The sequence below is a fragment of the Streptomyces sp. NPDC096048 genome, assembly GCF_044763415.1.
GTDB lineage: Bacteria > Actinomycetota > Actinomycetes > Streptomycetales > Streptomycetaceae > Streptomyces.
Genome location: NZ_JBIWGG010000007.1, coordinates 25,808 through 43,216, shown reverse-complemented (window position 1 = coordinate 43,216; position 17,409 = coordinate 25,808). Strand labels below are relative to the sequence as shown.

The window sequence follows — 17,409 nt, the reverse complement described above, 5'->3', positions numbered from 1 at the left end:
CATGTACAGGCAGAAGCAGCAGCGCAGCATGACCCTGACCGTGGCGGCGGTCGCCGCGCTCGTGCCGCTCGCGGCGGCCTGCGGCAGCGAGAAGGCCGACGGCGGCAGCGGCTCCGTCGGCGCGGGCAAGCGCCTCACCGGCGTCCGGTGGAGCATCGACAGCGTCACCGTCGACGGCACCACCCACAAGGCGCCGGACGCGGCACGGGTCCGGATCGACGACAGCGGCGAGGCGGTGGGCAGCACCGGCTGCAACACCTTCAGCGCCCGCGCCGACATCGACGGTGAGCGCGTCCGGCTCAGCGACGCCATGTTCACCGAGAAGGCCTGCGAGAAGACGCCCATCGACTTCGAGAAGGCCCTCGGCCGCACCCTCACCACCGGCCCGCTCACCACCAAGACCGAGGGCGAACGGCTGACCCTCACCACCTCCGACGGTGACACCGTCCGGCTCAGCGAGCAGCCGGACGCGCCCCTGTACGGCACGAAGTGGACCGTCACGGCCCCGGGCCAGAAGGACCCGAGCGGCCAGGGCAGCGCCCGCCTCACCTTCGACCGGGACGCGAAGACCGTCTCCGGCCGCCTCCCCTGCAACCACGTCAACGCCAAGGCCACCGTCAGCGACGGACATATCACCCTCGGCGCCCCGTCCACCACCCGAATGATGTGCGAAGGCTCACTCATGGACGCCGAGAAGCGGATCCTGCGCCTCTTCGACGGTCGGGTCGATTACCGGATCGATCAAGAAACCCTCACGCTGACCAGCGAAGACGGCACCACCGTCCGGGCCGTCGCCGCTCAGTGATCCACTCGTGAGCCCATGTCCCCAATTCGGACCAGTGGTCGATCTCGCCTACACTCGAAGACGTGCCACGTGGTGACGGTCGACTCAATCACGATCTGCTTCCCGGCGAGAAGGGCCCCCAGGACGCTTGTGGCGTCTTCGGTGTCTGGGCCCCGGGCGAAGAGGTCGCAAAGCTCACGTACTTCGGGCTCTACGCCCTCCAGCATCGGGGCCAGGAATCCGCGGGAATCGCGGTCAGCAACGGCTCCCAGATCCTCGTCTTCAAGGACATGGGCCTGGTTTCCCAGGTCTTCGACGAGACCTCTCTCGGTTCGCTCCAGGGTCACATCGCGGTCGGTCACGCCCGCTACTCGACCACCGGCGCCTCCGTGTGGGAGAACGCCCAGCCGACGTTCCGTGCCACCGCGCAGGGCTCCATCGCGCTCGGGCACAACGGCAACCTCGTCAACACCGCCCAGCTCGCCGAGATGGTCGCCGACCTGCCCAAGCAGGACGGCCGCTCGACGCGGGTCGCGGCGACCAACGACACCGACCTGGTCACGGCCCTGCTCGCGGGCCAGGTGGACGACGACGGCAAGCCGCTGACCATCGAGGAGGCGGCCGGCCGGGTGCTCCCCGAGGTGCGCGGCGCCTTCAGCCTCGTCTTCATGGACGAGCACACCCTCTACGCCGCCCGTGACCCGCAGGGCATCCGCCCGCTGGTCCTCGGCCGCCTGGAGCGCGGCTGGGTGGTCGCCTCCGAGTCCGCCGCCCTCGACATCTGCGGCGCCTCCTACGTCCGCGAGATCGAGCCAGGTGAGTTCGTCGCCATCGACGAGAACGGCCTGCGCACTTCCCGATTCGCGGAAGCAAAGCCCAAGGGCTGTGTCTTCGAGTACGTGTACCTGGCCCGCCCGGACACCGACATCGCCGGCCGCAACGTCTACCTCTCGCGCGTCGAGATGGGCCGCAGGCTGGCGAAGGAGGCCCCCGCCGAGGCGGACCTCGTCATAGCGACCCCGGAGTCCGGCACCCCCGCCGCGATCGGCTACGCCGAGGCCTCCGGCATCCCCTTCGGCGCCGGTCTGGTGAAGAACGCCTACGTGGGCCGTACCTTCATCCAGCCCTCGCAGACCATCCGCCAGCTCGGCATCCGTCTGAAGCTGAACCCCTTGAAGGAAGTCATCAAGGGCAAGCGGCTGGTCGTCGTCGACGACTCCATCGTCCGCGGCAACACCCAGCGGGCCCTGGTCCGCATGCTCCGTGAAGCCGGCGCCGCCGAGATCCACATCCGGATCTCCTCCCCGCCGGTGAAGTGGCCCTGCTTCTTCGGCATCGACTTCGCCACCCGCGCCGAGCTCATCGCCAACGGCATGAGTGTCGAGGAGATCGGCACCTCCATGGGCGCCGACTCCCTGGCGTACATCTCCATCGACGGCATGATCGAGGCGACCACCATCGCCAAGCCGAACCTGTGCCGCGCCTGTTTCGACGGCGAGTACCCGATGGAGCTCCCCGACCCCGAGCTGCTCGGCAAGCAGCTCCTGGAGACCGAGCTGGCCGCCGGGCCCGCCGGTACGGCCGCCACCGACGCCATCCGTCGCCCGTAGCCGTCCGCCTCCCTGGCCTGCCTTCCTGCCGTACGACACAAAGGTTCTCATCGTCATGCCTGACACAACTGGTGCCAGCTACGCAGCCGCCGGCGTCGACATCGAGGCGGGCGACCGCGCCGTCGAGCTGATGAAGGAGTGGGTGAAGAAGACCCGGCGCCCCGAGGTCCTCGGCGGCCTCGGCGGCTTCGCCGGTCTCTTCGACGCCTCCGCCCTCAAGCGCTACGAGCGTCCCCTGCTCGCCTCCGCCACGGACGGCGTCGGCACCAAGGTCGACATCGCCCGGCAGCTGGGCGTCTACGACACCATCGGCCACGACCTGGTCGCCATGGTCATGGACGACATCGTGGTGTGCGGCGCCGAGCCGCTCTTCATGACCGACTACATCTGCGTCGGCAAGGTCCACCCCGAGCGTGTCGCCGCGATCGTCAAGGGCATCGCCGAGGGCTGCGTACTCGCCGGATGTGCCCTGGTGGGCGGCGAGACGGCCGAGCACCCGGGCCTGCTCGGCGCGGACGACTTCGACGTCGCGGGCGCCGGTACGGGCGTCGTGGAGGCCGACCGGCTGCTGGGCGCGGATCGCATCCGCGAGGGTGACGCGGTGATCGCCATGGCGTCCTCCGGCCTTCACTCGAACGGGTACTCGCTCGTCCGTCACGTCCTCCTGAACGAGGGCGGCCTGTCCCTGGACGCGCACCTCGACGGACTCGGCCGCACCCTCGGCGCGGAGCTGCTGGAGCCCACCAAGATCTACTCCCTGGACTGCCTGGCCCTCATGCGCACCGCCGAGGTCCACGCCTTCAGCCACGTCACCGGCGGTGGTCTCGCGGCCAACCTAGCCCGCGTGATCCCCGACGGCCTGCACGCCGTCGTCGACCGCTCCACCTGGGCCCCGGGCGCGATCTTCGACCTCGTCGGCACGACGGGCCGGGTGGAGCGCCTGGAGCTGGAGAGGACCCTCAACATGGGCGTGGGCATGATCGCCATCGTCCCCGAGGAGTCGACGGACGTGGCACTGGCGACCCTGGCCGACCGCGGCGTGGACGCCTGGGTGGCCGGCGAGATCACCGACCGCGCGGACCACGAGACGGGCGCGACGCTGGTGGGCGACTACGCCGCCTGAGGGCGCCGCGGGTAGCACAGAACCCGGTCGGTGACAGAGTCACCGACCGGGAAGGTGTTCAGTGCAAGGTCAAGCGCCGCGTCGCTGTTGAGACGGGGACTGGCCGTCCTCGTCCTCGTCGTCGTCCTCATAGAGGTCGGCGTACTTCGCGTACACGTCATCGTCTTGCTCATCGTCCTCGAATGGCCCGCCGTTAGGCGGTTGTGCATTCGACGGCGATGCGCCCAGCTCCTCGGCCAGGCGGGAGAGATCAGTCCCACCGCTGTTGTACTTCAGCTGGCGGGCGACCTTCGTCTGCTTGGCCTTGGCCCGGCCGCGCCCCATGGCTCGACCCCCTCAACGACGGGGCTCGACGGCCCCAGAGTCTTGACACGCGTTCATGGTCCGGAACGGGCTCTCCGCGAAGAGACCGGTCCGTAGGGCTTCCACGGTACCTGAGCCCACGCCCATACGGTACGTCGCCCACAGGACGTGGCCACGCCCAGGACCATCGAGGCGCCCCGTCCTCGCTGGTCAACGGCGATTTTAACCACCTTTCGACGGTCGACCCGCCGGGATAAGTGAGAGTTCTCTCCAACTGCCCCCCGGCGGGTACCGGTCAAATGTGCGAAGACCCCGCTCCGACCAGCGTGTGATCACCGCGGGAGCACCGCGCGATCACCGTCGGGTACGTGCCTCCGCCATCCGCTGCTCGGCGATCCGGTCGGCCGCCGCGGCCGGCGGAATACCGTCGTCCTTCGCACGTGCGAATATGGCCAGCGTGGTGTCGTAGATCCTCGCGGCCTTCGCCTTGCACCGGTCGAAGTCGAAGCCGTGCAGCTCGTCGGCGACCTGGATGACACCGCCGGCGTTCACCACGTAGTCCGGCGCGTAGAGGATGCCGCGGTCGGCGAGGTCCTTCTCCACACCCGGGTGCGCGAGCTGGTTGTTGGCCGCGCCGCACACCACCTTGGCGGTCAGCACCGGCACGCTGTCGTCGTTCAGCGCGCCGCCCAGCGCGCAGGGGGCGTAGATGTCCAGGCCCTCGACGCGGATCAGTTCCTCGGTGTCCCGGACGGCCAGCACGTCACGGTGGCGCTCGGTGACGCGCCGTACGGCGTCCTCGCGCACGTCCGTCACGAAGACCTCGGCGCCCTCCGCCACCAGGTGGTCGACCAGGTGGTGGCCGACCTTGCCGATGCCGGCGACACCGATGCGCCTGGCACGCAGCGTCGGGTCGCCCCACAGGTGCTGGGCGGAGGCGCGCATGCCCTGGTAGACGCCGAAGGCGGTGAGCACGGAGGAGTCGCCCGCGCCGCCGTTCTCGGGGGAGCGGCCGGTCGTCCAGCGGCACTCGCGTGCCACGACGTCCATGTCGGCGACGTACGTACCGACGTCGCAGGCGGTGACGTACCGGCCGCCGAGCGAGGCGACGAACCGGCCGTAGGCGAGGAGCAGCTCCTCGGTCTTGATCTGCCCCGGGTCGCCGATGATCACGGCCTTGCCGCCGCCGTGCTCCAGGCCGGCCATGGCGTTCTTGTACGACATCCCGCGCGCGAGGTTCAGCGCGTCGGCGACGGCGTCCGACTCGCTCGCGTACGGGTAGAAGCGCGTACCGCCGAGCGCGGGGCCCAGGGCGGTGGAGTGGATGGCGATGACGGCCTTCAGGCCGCTGGCACGGTCCTGGCAGAGCACGACTTGCTCATGACCCCCCTGCTCCGAGTGGAACAGGGTGTGCAGTACATCAGCAGGTGCGCCGGTTACGTCGGTCACGGTGGTGACTCCTGTGTAGGTGCGGCGGGTGGAGACGGGCCCCCGTGCGGGTGGCGGGGACTGTGGCACGAGATTAGAGCCTGCCCGGGTCCCCCCGCCGCACAGTGCTCAGGATCACCTCCGCACGGAGTACGGGCGTGCGACGATTTGCAGAGATTCCCGCGCGTTTGTGATCGGCTCCGACAGGTTTTCGGGGCGGTGCGCGGGGGAGGGAGCAGGCGTGCCCAAGGTGTCCTCGGTGATCGTGCCCTACGCGGCGTACCTGCGCGTGTACGAGCCGCTGGCCGCGTTCCCCGAGGACGAGCGAGCCCACTGGACCCGCTACGCCCGCCGCACCGACCTGCCCTCCTACCAGGACGAGCTGCGCCGCTCCCTGGCGGACCTGCTGCCCACCCCGCCCGTGGCGGTGCCGGTGCACGAGAGCGCCGACGCCTTCGTGACCGAGGTCGACGGCGTGGTCTGCGTGTGCCCCTGGCGGACCCGGCTGCGCGGCTGGCAGGCGCTCGGCGAACTGGCCGAGGACTTCCCGGAACCGGTGCTGGACGCCCTGCTCCCGTCGGTCGTGCGCCGTGAGACCGCACAGGACTACGAGCGCTGGCTGGAGCGCAACCCGGACGCCCGCCCCTGGATCCGCACCGCGACCTGGCAGGTGCCGATCAACTGGTTCGTGCTGGTCTCCGACGCCGAGCGGGAGTACGACAAGGGCGGCGACGGCGAAGGGGCGGCCGCACCGGTGCTGCGCTACCGGACGCCGATGGTGCAGGCCCGCCGACGGGTGGCCCGGGGCCTGCGGGCCTTGAAGGAGGCCATGGACGAGGGGCCGCTCATCGACGGCCTGGTGGACGTGGGGCGCTGGCTGGAGGAGTTCCACCCGCGTTCCCTGGTGGAGCTGGACTACGGCGGGCTCGTGCACGCCCTGCCGGCCGGTGAGTTGGAGGACGACCACTCCGCGGCGGACGTGGCCGAGGGCATCGAGGCGCTGCGCGACGGCGACGGGGCCACGGCGGGGGCCGCGTACGGGCGGCTGGTGGAGCGCTGGCGGGCGGTCCGGGACCGGCGGTCGGCGAACTGACGTTTGACGTACCGCCCGATGTGGGGTTTCGTCTTCCGATCCGACACGTGCCCGGTGTGGGCTGATGTTCTGTCAACAAGGGACGTAGGTCCCGATCCGGGCGTATGCGTCAAGCGTGACGGACCGCACGTACATCACTCTTGCGCCGCTTCCCCCTCCTCATGCCAAAATAGGACAAGGAGTCCGGGGAGGGCTCCTTCCGTCCTGCCGTGATGCACTGTGGGCGGAATCTCCGCATTGCACGCTTTGGGGGGGTCTGATGACAGGCCTGGTGACCTCTGATCGTCCTGTGACTGATCGTCACAGTGGCGTGACTGTCCGCTATGGCATGGTCCATCGGCTTCCGTCGCTGATGAACACCTGGGAGGGCAATTCCATCGGTTTGGCCGACGCGGCTGGACGGATGGTGTAGTTGTAGTGCCGAGGACAAGCCGTTCGTCCTATAACCGACTCGACCCGTGTCCGCCATTTCGGGCAACGCGGGTCAAGGTGCAGAATTTAAAGGAAAGAACCGAGAAGGTTCGGTTCTCCCGAGGAGGCCGCTCATGACCGCTCGCACCCCTGATGCCGAGCCGCTGCTGACCCCGGCTGAGGTCGCCACCATGTTCCGCGTCGACCCGAAGACGGTCACGCGCTGGGCGAAGGCCGGCAAGCTCACGTCGATCCGCACGCTCGGCGGGCATCGCCGCTACCGCGAAGCCGAGGTCCGCGCTCTGCTCGCGGGCATTCCGCAGCAGCGCAGCGAAGCCTGAACAACTGAATAACCGGGCAAAACGGCAGGTCCCCCAACCCGCCGAGGCGCTCGGAACCACAGCTCCAAACGACGTCGTTCCTGCCCCAACAGGGGTGCGTCGTGGATCGCGCTGGACTCCGCCGGGTCCAGCGCGATCTTTTTTGTGTCCGGTTCTGTGCCTGGTGAGGGCCTGTCGGCCGGCTCTGTGAGCGGGCTTGTCGAAGTCTGGGGAGGGGTGTCGGATCAGCTGTGCGCACGCTCTGTGAGGCAGTGCAATTGCACATATTAAATTGACTACTTGTAGGGGAGCGGTAAGTGCCACGATTTCAAAAACTCATGCGGTGACACCCGTCACACGACGCGACGCTTGTTGGCCCTGGCGTATGTGCGCTACAGGAGGCGTGGGTTCCAGCAGGTCTGCGTGGCAAGGGTGTTGGGACCGTCGGGGATCACGCGGTGGACGCGCTCCCGTCCTCGACGCCCTCTTGACGGCCCGTCGGAGACTGTGGGGCGGGCGAGTCCAACGCCAGTCGCAGCAGCCGGTGGCAGATCGGGCAGTGGCGCGTCAGGTGGCGGTACGACGAAGCGGCCGACAGGTGCGCGCGGAGCAGGGCCCGCGTCTCGTGCCTGACCGATGCAGCCATACGCCACCTCCGGGGGTCGCACGGAGAACGTGCCCTCTCCTTTGGAGTACCGAGCGAATGTGACGCCGTCAAGGCCGCGAGAGGGGCGCTGAGGGCCTTCTGGGGGCGAGGGGTGGAGCGGGGCGCGTGGGGGCACGCGAAGAGGGCCCGCACGCAAGGGAAGAGGGCCCGCACCGATCGGTGCGGGCCCTCTTTGCTGCGGTCCTGACGGGATTTGAACCCGCGGCCTCCACCTTGACAGGGTGGCGAGCACTCCAAACTGCTCCACAGGACCAGGTTTCGCCGCGCTTTTCTTGCTCTTGCGCTGCGAGACGAGACTCTACAGGAGGGCGAGCCCCTAGGGCGAACTCACCCTCCGTGCGCACCGCGTCACGGAATCCGCCACGGATCCGCTACGGCGCGAGCGCGTCGATCGCCTTCACGATCCGCTTGTCGGAGACGGGGTACGCCGTGCCCAGCGCGTGCGCGAAATAGCTGACCCGCAGCTCCTCGATCATCCAGCGGACGTCCAGGACCTGCTGCGGAACCGGTCGCCCCTGCGGCATCTGCTCCAGCAGCCACAAGTACTCGTCGCGCATCTCGTGGACCTTCTCCATCCGGGACGTGTCCCGCTGGACGCCGGTCGGCATCTGCTGAAGACGCCGGTCGGCGGCGACCAGGTAGCGCATCAGGTCCGGCAGCCGCCTGATCCCCGCCTCCGTGACGAACCCGGGCTTCACCAGCGCGTCCAGCTGCGTCCGCACGTCCTGGAGGTTCGCCAGCAGCGCGGGGCTCCGCACGGCCTTCAGGCGGCGCTCACAGGCCTGCCATGCCGCCAGCACCTGCTGCACCTGCCCTACCGTACGGACGGTCGTGTCGACGATCTCCGCGCGGACCTTGTCGTAGAGCTTGCGGTAGGACTCCTCGTCCCACGCCGGCCCGCCGAAGTCCGCGATCAGCTTGTCCGCCGCCGCCGTCGCGCAGTCGTCGAACAGGGCCTGGATCGAACCGTGCGGGTTCGCGGACAGGTTCAGCTTCTGCTGGTTGGTCAGCTTTTCGGACGCGAACTTCGCTGGGCTGACCGGGATGTTGCGCAGGATCAGCCGACGCGTGCCCTTCCACATCGCCTGCGCCTGCTCGGCCTCGGTGTCGAAGAGACGCACGGAGACGGTGTTCGCCTTCGGTCCGTCGTCGACCAGCGCGGGATACGCCTTCACCGGCTGACCCGCCCGACGCGTCTCGAAGACCCGGGACAGCGTGCCGATCGTCCAGTCCGTCAGCCCGGCGCGCTCCAGGGATTCACCGCCGCTGCGTTCCGCGGTGGCCGCCGCGGCCTGGGAGAGGGCCTTGCGCGCCTTCGGCCTCAACCGGAGCTTCAGGGCCTCCAGGTCCTTGTCCTCGGCCAGCTTGCGGCGCCGCTCGTCGACGATCCGGAAGGTGATCTTCAGGTGGTCGGGGACCCGCGACCAGTCGAAGTCCTCCGCGTCGAAGGGCACCCCCACCATGCGCTTCAGTTCCCGCGCCATGGTCACCGTCAGCGGCTCCTGGAGCGGCACGGCCCGGTCCAGGAACGCCTGGGCGTAGTTCGGCGCCGGTACGTAGTGGCGGCGGATCGGCTTGGGCAGGGACCGGATCAGCTCCGTGACGACCTGCTCCCGCAGGCCCGGGATCTGCCAGTCGAAGCCCTCGTCCGTGACCTGGTTGAGCACCTGGAGCGGAACGTGCACGGTCACGCCGTCGGCGTCCGCGCCCGGCTCGAACTGGTAGGTCACCCGGAACTTCAGCGGCCCCTGGCGCCAGGAGTCCGGATAGTCGTCCTTGGTGACCGCCCCCGCCTTCTCGTTGATGAGCATCTCGCGCTCGAAGTCGAGGAAGTCGGGCTGCTCGTGCCGCTTGTGCTTCCACCACGAGTCGAAGTGCGCACCTGAGACGGCGTGTTCGGGCACCCGCTGGTCGTAGAAGTCGAACAGCGTCTCGTCGTCGACCAGGATGTCCCGGCGCCGCGCGCGGTGCTCCAGCTCCTCGACCTCGGTCAGCAGCCGGCGGTTGTCCGCGAAGAACTTGTGGTGCGTACGCCAGTCGCCCTCGACCAGGGCGTTGCGGATGAACAGCTCGCGGCTGACCTCAGGATCGATCCGCCCGTAGTTCACCTTGCGCTGCGCCACGATCGGCACGCCGTACAGCGTGACCTTCTCGTACGCCATCACGGCCGCCTGGTCCTTCTCCCAGTGCGGCTCGCTGTAGGTGCGCTTGAGGAGGTGCCCGGCGAGCGGCTCCACCCACTCGGGCTCGATCTTCGCGTTGACGCGGGCCCAGAGGCGCGAGGTCTCCACCAACTCGGCGGACATCACGAAACGCGGGGGCTTCTTGAAGAGCGCCGAGCCCGGGAAGATCGCGAACTTGGCGCCGCGCGCGCCCAGGTACTCGTTCTTCGCACCCTCCTTCACGTCCTTCATGCCGACGTGGGAGAGGAGACCCGCCAGCAGCGAGACGTGCACGCGGTCGTCGGGGGCGGCGTTGTCCTCGTCGTTGAGATGGAGGCCCATCTGCTTGGCGACCGTACGCAGTTGCGTGTAGATGTCCTGCCACTCGCGGATCCGCAGGAAGTTGAGGTACTCCTGTTTGCACATCCGGCGGAAGGACGACGAGCCCCGCTCCCTCTGCTGCTCGCGGACGTACCGCCAGAGGTTCAGGAAGGCCAGGAAGTCGCTGGTCTCGTCCTTGAAGCGGGCGTGCTGCTGGTCGGCCTGGGCCTGCTTCTCAGCCGGGCGTTCCCGCGGGTCCTGGATGGACAGTGCCGCCGCTATGACCATGACCTCGCGGACACAGCCGTTCCTGTCGGCCTCCAGGACCATCCGCGCCAGCCGCGGGTCCACGGGCAGCTGGGCCAGCTTGCGGCCGGTGTCGGTCAGCCGCTTGCGTACGTCCTTCTGCGCGGGGTCGAGCGCGCCCAGCTCCTGGAGGAGCTGCACTCCGTCGCGGATGTTGCGGTGGTCGGGCGGATCGATGAAGGGGAACTTCTCGATGTCGCCGAGGCCGGCCGCGGTCATCTGGAGGATGACGGAGGCGAGGTTGGTACGGAGGATCTCCGCGTCCGTGAACTCCGGCCGGGCGGCGAAGTCGTCCTTGCTGTAGAGCCGGATGCAGATGCCGTCGCTGGTGCGTCCGCAGCGGCCCTTGCGCTGGTTGGCGCTGGCCTGCGAGATCGGTTCGATGGGCAGCCGCTGCACCTTGGTGCGGTGGCTGTACCGGGAGATGCGGGCGAACCCGGGATCGATCACGTACTTGATGCCCGGGACGGTCAGCGACGTCTCGGCGACGTTGGTCGCCAGAACGATCCTGCGCCCGCTGTGCTGCTGGAACACGCGGTGCTGCTCGGCGTGCGAGAGCCGGGCGTACAGCGGCAGCACTTCCGTGAACCGGTACTTCTTCTTCTCCAGCGCGTCCGCCGTGTCTCTGATCTCCCGCTCACCGGAGAGGAAGACGAGGATGTCGCCCTTGCCCTCCCCCATCAGCTCCTCGACGGCGTCGGTGATCGCGGTGATCTGGTCGCGGTCGGCGTCGTCGCCGTCCTCTTCGAGGAGCGGCCGGTACCGGACCTCCACGGGGTACGTCCGCCCGCTGACCTCGATGATGGGGGCGTCGCCGAAGTGCCGGGAGAAACGCTCGGGGTCGATGGTCGCCGAGGTGATGACGACCTTGAGGTCGGGACGCTTCGGCAGCAGCTGCGCGAGGTAGCCCAGCAGGAAGTCGATGTTGAGGGACCGCTCGTGGGCCTCGTCGATGATGATCGTGTCGTAGGCGCGCAGCTCGCGGTCGGTCTGGATCTCGGCGAGCAGGATGCCGTCCGTCATCAGCTTGATGAAGGTGGCGTCCGGGTTCACCTGGTCGGTGAAGCGCACCTTCCAGCCGACGGCCTCACCGAGCGGCGTGTCCAGCTCGTCCGCCACCCGCTCGGCGACGGTACGCGCGGCGATCCGCCGCGGCTGGGTGTGCCCGATCATGCCGCGGACACCGCGGCCGAGCTCGACACAGATCTTCGGAATCTGGGTGGTCTTCCCGGACCCCGTCTCACCGGCGACGATGACGACCTGGTGATCGCGGATGGCCTCCGCGATCACGTCCTTCTTCTGGCTGACGGGCAGCTGCTCGGGGTAGCTGACGGCGGGCACACGGGCCCGGCGCTCACCGATGCGCTGCTCGGCCTTGGCCACCTCCGCCTCGATCTCGGCGAGAACGGTGGCGCGGGCCTCCGGCTTACGGATCTTCCGCGCACCCTCGAGCCTGCGGCCGAGCCGGTGCGCGTCGCGCAGGGACAACTCGGTCAGCCGGGGGGCGAGGGTGCCGAGGGCGGGGGTGGGGTGCGTAGACATACGGGTTCCAGGATCTCATCCCCGCGAATTTCGTGGCGAACGATTTCTGTCCGACCGCGCCGACCGTCCCTCGCGCCACACCCGCGCGACACCCGAGCGACACAAAACCCCCGTCGATGATCTCGACGGGGGTTGAATGTGGCTGGGGCCGGGGTCGAACCGGCGACCTATCGCTTTTCAGGCGATCGCTCGTACCAACTGAGCTACCCAGCCGCGAGGTTTCACGTGAAACCTCAGCGGTCCTGACGGGATTTGAACCCGCGGCCTCCACCTTGACAGGGTGGCGAGCACTCCAAACTGCTCCACAGGACCAAGCTCGTGTACGACAGTGTCGCACACCGTACTGCGTGCCCCCAACGGGATTCGAACCCGTGCTACCGCCTTGAAAGGGCGGCGTCCTAGGCCGCTAGACGATGAGGGCTATCGGCCCGCCTGGGCGCTTTTCAGCGCGTCGGGGACGTGAGAAGCATATGGGATGGCGGGAGGTATCGCCAAAACGGTTTACGGACGGCCGGGGGTCGGACCGGTCGGGGACGGCTCCGTGGCAGTCGGGGACGGGCTCGTGCCGGTGGGGGACGGGGTCGCGCCCGGCTGGTTCTCCTTGGGGAGGTGGCGGCTGACCTCGGCCGTCGTCAGGCCCAGGCCACCCAGCTTGATCTGGTCCCAGGCCTGGAGGCGCCGGCTGTCCCGGTCGAAGTAGAGGATCGACGCCTGGATCGGGTCGGGGTGCTTGCCCTCGACCGCGCGCAGGCCGCTGCCGCCGGTGGAGCCCTCGATGCGCAGGCGGGTGCCGTACTTCATGAGCTCCATGTCCTCGTGGTGGACGTGACCGGCGAGGACCAGTGGCACCGCGCCGTCGACCTCGCGGGCCGCCGACGGCTCGTGGGCGACGGCGACGTCCACGGGAGTGCCGGCCGCGCTCTGGTCGCGCAGGGCGGAGGCCAGGCGGGCGCCGGCCAGTTCCTGGGAGGCCTCGGCGCCGTCCGGCTTGGAGCGGTCGGGGGTGAACTGGGGGTCGCCGATACCGGCGAAGCGCAGGCCCGCGACGGTCCGGGCCCGGCCGTCGTCCAGGACGTGCACGTTCTTGAGGCCCTCCAGATACTCCTGGGTGACACGGGAGTCGTGGTTGCCGCGGACCCAGACGTAGGGGGCGCCGAGGTCCTCGATGGGGTCGAGGAAGCCGTTCTCGGCGGCGGTGCCGTGGTCCATCGTGTCGCCGCTGTCGACGATCACGTTCACCTTGTACTGCTCCACCAGCGAGGCGATGATCTTCCAGCTCGCCGGGTTCAGATGGATGTCCGACACGTGCAGGACGCGGAGCGTGGTCGGGTCGGACTGGTAGGCGGGGAGCGTGGAGGTGACGTCGTAGAGCTTGGTCACGTTCGTCACCAGGCGTGCGAGTTCCTTCTGGTACACGTCGAACTCGGTGACGATGCTGCGCGCGTTGCCGACGAGGGAGGGCGCGGAGGAGAGCAGGCCGGAGAACTTCGGCTCCAGGACGGAGTCGGGGTTCCAGGTGGCGTACGCGGTGCCGCCGGAGGCGACCAGGAGGGTGAGGGCGAGGCCGCCGGCCGCGAGGGCGCGCCGGGGGCGGCGGTAGACGGCGAGGCCGAGGGCGGTGGCGCCGGTGACGACGGCGACGCAGGAACGGACGGCGAGGTCGAGGGTGCCGTGTTCGACGTCCTGGGCGACCTCGTCCTGGAGGCCGGAGAGGCGTTCGGGGTGGTCGACGAGTGCCTGGGCGCGGTCGGGGTCGAGCTGGTCCACGTTGACGTCGAGGCGGACCGGGGCGACGTGGCTGTCGAGCTGGAGGGCGCCCAGCGGCGAGACGTTGATCTTCGTGCCGCCGGAGACGGACGGGCGCAGGGTCATCGTCGTGTTCATGGGGCCGACCGGGACGCGGACGTCGCCCACGGCCAGCAGGCCCAGCCAGGCGCCGAGCAGGACGACGGCGACGAGGCCGACGGCGCGGGTCCAGGGGCGCGACCGGGGAGCGAGTTCCACCGCCGGGGACGTCCGGCGGGCTCGGTGGCGGCGGATGAGGACCCGCGGGGTGCTGTGGATGCGCTTGCGGATGGGCTTCATCACCTCGGCCAGGACGTGCAGGGCTGCGGCTGGGACGCGGACCATTGGTCCCGTATGCCCATGGCCCGGGGCGGTTATGCGGGGCGGCTGTGTCGACGGTCGGCGCCGGCGGCTGTGTCGTATGCCACGGTCGTACCCGACAATGGGCCTGTGCTGGAGATGACGCGCGAGGAGTTCGAGGAACTGGTCGCCGAGGCCCTGGACCGGATCCCGCCGGAGCTGACGCGGCTGATGGACAACGTCGCGGTGTTCGTCGAGGACGAACCGCCGGCGGACGATCCCGAGCTGCTCGGGCTGTACGAGGGGACGCCGCTGACCGAACGCGGGGAGTGGTACGCGGGGGTGCTGCCGGACCGGATCACCATCTACCGCGGGCCGACGCTGCGGTTCTGCGAGACGCGGGAGGACGTCGTCGCGGAGACGGAGGTGACGGTGGTCCACGAGATCGCGCACCACTTCGGGATCGACGACGCGCGGCTGCACGCTCTCGGGTACGGGTGACGCGCTCGGGTCAAGGTCCGCCGCTCGTGGCGCGTGTCCTCTTGTGGGTGACGGGAGTTGGGCACGGCGACTCCTTGACCCCCGGAGGTGGCCGCCCGTGCGCCCCTTGTACGTTCCCGTCCGTCTGGCCGCCACGGTCGTGGCCGTCGCCGCTGCCACCGGCTGCATGAGCGTCGGCGACGACGCGACCGGCGGGGGCGCCAGGCCGTCGCACTCCGCCGGGGAGCGGGGCGGCGAGCTACCCGAGGGCGGCCCCGCGGTGTCGGGCGGGAGCGCCGGGCACGACGCGGCGGCCGACGAGGACCGGGGCCGCGGCAAGGGGAAGAAGGGCAAGGGCGACGGCAAGGGCAAGGGCAAGGACGAGAAGGAGGAGGGCGGCAAGGGCAAGGACGCCACCCCCTCCGCCCCGACGTCCCCACGCCCGACCGGGGCCCCGCCGGTCAAGGGCGGGGACGACGAACCCGCGCCCACCCGTACGCCGCCCGCGGAGCCCACCCGGACGGCCGAGCCGCAGCCGACGCCGCCACCGGAACCGCCCGCGTCCCCGACGCCGGAGCCGACGGTGGCGGAGCCGTCCTCGTCGGCGCACGAGCCTCCGGACACACAGCTGGCGCAGCGGGAGCCGGCTCCCGAGGCCGGGGTGCCGGCGTAGGGCGGACGGGTCGCGCGAGGGCTCGGACGCGGGGTGACAACCCGCCTGAGCTGGGCATGTGCTACTCGGTTTGCCTTCGGGGGTGGAGGGTGCGTATGGTAGTAGATCGTTTGATCCCATTTGCCCGGCGCCACCGCAGAGCGCGCCGTGTGGCGCGTACTCTCTCCCTTGCCGTGGTGGACCGCATTGAGGCGGTCGTATTGCGAATCGCGATTCACGGAGTTGACGGGCGCGTGCCGACTGAGAGACTCCGGAAGGTTTCGCATTCGCATGTCCATCATCAGTACTGATCACGTCGTCGTGTCCGAGAACGCCGACATCCCCGACCTCACCGAGGCGGTCGAAGACGCCGGGACCGAGGCCGTCGAGGCCGCTCCCGAGGTCACCTTCGCCTCCCTCGGCCTGCCCGAGGGCGTCGTCCGCAAGCTCGCGCAGAACGGCGTGACCACCCCCTTCCCGATCCAGGCCGCGACCATCCCGGACGCGCTGGCGGGCAAGGACATCCTCGGCCGTGGCCGCACCGGCTCCGGCAAGACCCTCTCCTTCGGTCTGCCGGCCCTGGCGACGCTGTCCGGCGGCCGCACCGAGAAGCACAAGCCGCGCGCCGTCATCCTGACGCCGACCCGCGAACTGGCCATGCAGGTGGCCGACGCGCTCCAGCCGTACGGGGACGTCCTCGGGCTGAAGATGAAGGTCGTGTGCGGCGGTACCTCCATGGGCAACCAGATCTACGCCCTGGAGCGCGGCGTCGACGTGCTCGTCGCCACCCCGGGCCGACTGCGCGACATCATCAAGCGCGGCGCCTGCTCCCTGGAGAACGTGGAGATCGCCGTCCTCGACGAGGCCGACCAGATGTCCGACCTGGGCTTCATGCCCGAGGTCACCGAGCTCCTGGACCAGGTGCCCGCGGGCGGTCAGCGGATGCTCTTCTCCGCCACGATGGAGAACGAGATCAAGACCCTCGTCGACCGGTACCTGAACAACCCGGTCAGCCACGAGGTCGACGCCGCACAGGGCGCCGTGACGACCATGTCGCACCACATCATGGTCGTGAAGCCGAAGGACAAGGCGCCGGTCACCGCGGCCATCGCCTCCCGCAAGGGCCGCACCATCATCTTCGTCCGCACCCAGCTGGGCGCCGACCGCGTCGCCGAGCAGCTGCGCGACTCGGGCGTGAAGGCCGACGCGCTGCACGGCGGCATGACCCAGGGCGCGCGTACCCGCACCCTGGCCGACTTCAAGGACGGGTACGTCAACGTCCTGGTCGCCACCGACGTCGCCGCGCGTGGTATCCACGTGGACGGCATCGACCTGGTCCTGAACGTCGACCCGGCCGGTGACCACAAGGACTACCTGCACCGCGCCGGCCGTACGGCGCGCGCGGGCCGTACCGGCACCGTCGTCTCCCTCTCCCTGCCGCACCAGCGGCGCCAGATCTTCCGGCTGATGGAGGACGCGGGCGTCGACGCCACGCGCCACATCATCCAGGGCGGCGCGGCCTTCGAGCCGGAGGTCGCCGAGATCACCGGGGCCCGGTCGATGACCGAGGTCCAGGCCGAGTCCGCGGGCAACGCCGCGCAGCAGGCCGAGCGCGAGGTCGCCCAGCTCAACAAGGAGCTGGAGCGCGCCCAGCGGCGTGCGACCGAGCTGCGCGAGGAGGCCGACCGGCTGCTCGCCAGGGCCGCGCGGGAGCGCGGTGAGGACCCGGAGGCGGTGCTTGCCGAGGTGGCGGCCGCCGCGTCCGAGACGGTGGAGGCCGAGGTCTCGCTGCCCGAGCAGCCGGGCGCGCGGGAAGTGGAGAAGACCGAGCGGACCGGCGGCAACGGCCGGGACCGCTTCGCCGACCGCGGCGACCGTTCCTACGACCGGGGTGACCGTGGCGGCGACCGTGGCGGTCGTTCCTTCGACCGTCGTGACGACCGCGGTGGCGACCGTGGTGGTTTCCGTCGTGACGACCGGGGTGACCGTGGCGGCGACCGTGGCGGTCGTTCGTTCGACCGTCGTGACGACCGTGGCGGTCGTTCCTTCGACCGTCGTGACGACCGCGGTGGCGACCGTGGTGGTTTCCGTCGTGACGACCGGGGTGACCGTGGCGGCGACC

13 protein-coding genes and 4 tRNA genes are annotated in these 17,409 nt (G+C 69.8%); 8 read left to right on the top strand and 9 right to left on the bottom strand.

The window, feature by feature from the left end; genetic code table 11:
- Position 1: 1 nt before the first annotated feature.
- The 3 genes from ACIQ6R_RS20180 (at position 2) to purM (ending at position 3,517) form a co-directional block, all read left to right on the top strand.
- Complete coding sequence (locus ACIQ6R_RS20180) at positions 2–805, top strand: META domain-containing protein (RefSeq protein WP_404222708.1); 804 nt, start codon at positions 2–4, stop codon at positions 803–805.
- Positions 806–867: 62 nt separating this feature from the next.
- A complete protein-coding gene (gene purF / locus ACIQ6R_RS20175) occupies positions 868–2,394 on the top strand; it encodes an amidophosphoribosyltransferase (protein ID WP_404172412.1) in 1,527 nt (508 codons plus the stop codon).
- Between the two features lie 55 nt (positions 2,395–2,449).
- Positions 2,450–3,517, top strand: coding sequence for a phosphoribosylformylglycinamidine cyclo-ligase (gene purM, locus ACIQ6R_RS20170; protein ID WP_404222707.1), 1,068 nt, complete (start codon positions 2,450–2,452; stop codon positions 3,515–3,517).
- A 69-nt stretch (positions 3,518–3,586) separates the two neighbouring features.
- Here the strand turns inward: purM and ACIQ6R_RS20165 are convergent, their stop codons facing one another.
- Positions 3,587–3,841, bottom strand: a complete 255-nt coding sequence (locus tag ACIQ6R_RS20165; protein ID WP_052843058.1) for a DUF3073 domain-containing protein — start codon at positions 3,839–3,841, stop codon at positions 3,587–3,589.
- A gap of 333 nt (positions 3,842–4,174) precedes the next feature.
- Positions 4,175–5,269 carry a Leu/Phe/Val dehydrogenase gene (locus ACIQ6R_RS20160; RefSeq protein WP_404222706.1) on the bottom strand — a complete coding sequence of 365 codons (1,095 nt, stop codon included), beginning with the start codon at positions 5,267–5,269 and terminating at the stop codon, positions 4,175–4,177.
- A gap of 220 nt (positions 5,270–5,489) precedes the next feature.
- Here ACIQ6R_RS20160 and ACIQ6R_RS20155 point away from each other — a divergent pair, with 220 nt between their 5' ends.
- A complete protein-coding gene (locus tag ACIQ6R_RS20155; protein ID WP_404172403.1) occupies positions 5,490–6,341 on the top strand; it encodes a hypothetical protein in 852 nt (283 codons plus the stop codon).
- A 545-nt stretch (positions 6,342–6,886) separates the two neighbouring features.
- Positions 6,887–7,093 (top strand): developmental transcriptional regulator BldC, encoded by a 207-nt coding sequence (gene bldC, locus ACIQ6R_RS20150; RefSeq protein WP_003949541.1) that lies wholly within the window; start codon positions 6,887–6,889, stop codon positions 7,091–7,093.
- A gap of 430 nt (positions 7,094–7,523) precedes the next feature.
- Here bldC and ACIQ6R_RS20145 read toward each other — a convergent pair whose 3' ends face one another.
- The 7 genes from ACIQ6R_RS20145 to ACIQ6R_RS20115 form a co-directional block, all read right to left on the bottom strand.
- Positions 7,524–7,718 (bottom strand): DUF6274 family protein, encoded by a 195-nt coding sequence (locus ACIQ6R_RS20145; protein WP_404222704.1) that lies wholly within the window; start codon positions 7,716–7,718, stop codon positions 7,524–7,526.
- 199 nt (positions 7,719–7,917) lie between these two features.
- Positions 7,918–7,992: transfer RNA gene (locus ACIQ6R_RS20140), tRNA-Asp, on the bottom strand.
- Between the two features lie 118 nt (positions 7,993–8,110).
- On the bottom strand, positions 8,111–12,070 hold the full coding sequence (gene hrpA, locus ACIQ6R_RS20135; RefSeq protein WP_404222703.1) for an ATP-dependent RNA helicase HrpA: 3,960 nt from the start codon (positions 12,068–12,070) through the stop codon (positions 8,111–8,113).
- 139 nt (positions 12,071–12,209) lie between these two features.
- Positions 12,210–12,283: transfer RNA gene (locus ACIQ6R_RS20130), tRNA-Phe, on the bottom strand.
- Between the two features lie 24 nt (positions 12,284–12,307).
- Positions 12,308–12,382 (bottom strand) — tRNA-Asp (locus ACIQ6R_RS20125).
- A gap of 36 nt (positions 12,383–12,418) precedes the next feature.
- Positions 12,419–12,491 (bottom strand) — tRNA-Glu (locus ACIQ6R_RS20120).
- Between the two features lie 80 nt (positions 12,492–12,571).
- Entirely contained in the window at positions 12,572–14,200 is a 1,629-nt protein-coding gene (locus ACIQ6R_RS20115) for a metallophosphoesterase (protein ID WP_404222702.1), read from the bottom strand.
- Between the two features lie 105 nt (positions 14,201–14,305).
- Between ACIQ6R_RS20115 and ACIQ6R_RS20110 the strand changes: the two genes are divergently transcribed.
- The 3 genes from ACIQ6R_RS20110 to ACIQ6R_RS20100 form a co-directional block, all read left to right on the top strand.
- Positions 14,306–14,656 carry a metallopeptidase family protein gene (locus ACIQ6R_RS20110; RefSeq protein WP_043383624.1) on the top strand — a complete coding sequence of 117 codons (351 nt, stop codon included), beginning with the start codon at positions 14,306–14,308 and terminating at the stop codon, positions 14,654–14,656.
- A 97-nt stretch (positions 14,657–14,753) separates the two neighbouring features.
- On the top strand, positions 14,754–15,308 hold the full coding sequence (locus tag ACIQ6R_RS20105; RefSeq protein WP_404172390.1) for a hypothetical protein: 555 nt from the start codon (positions 14,754–14,756) through the stop codon (positions 15,306–15,308).
- A 270-nt stretch (positions 15,309–15,578) separates the two neighbouring features.
- A partial coding sequence (locus ACIQ6R_RS20100; RefSeq protein ID WP_404222701.1) for a DEAD/DEAH box helicase occupies positions 15,579–17,409 on the top strand: 1,831 nt, incomplete at its 3' end.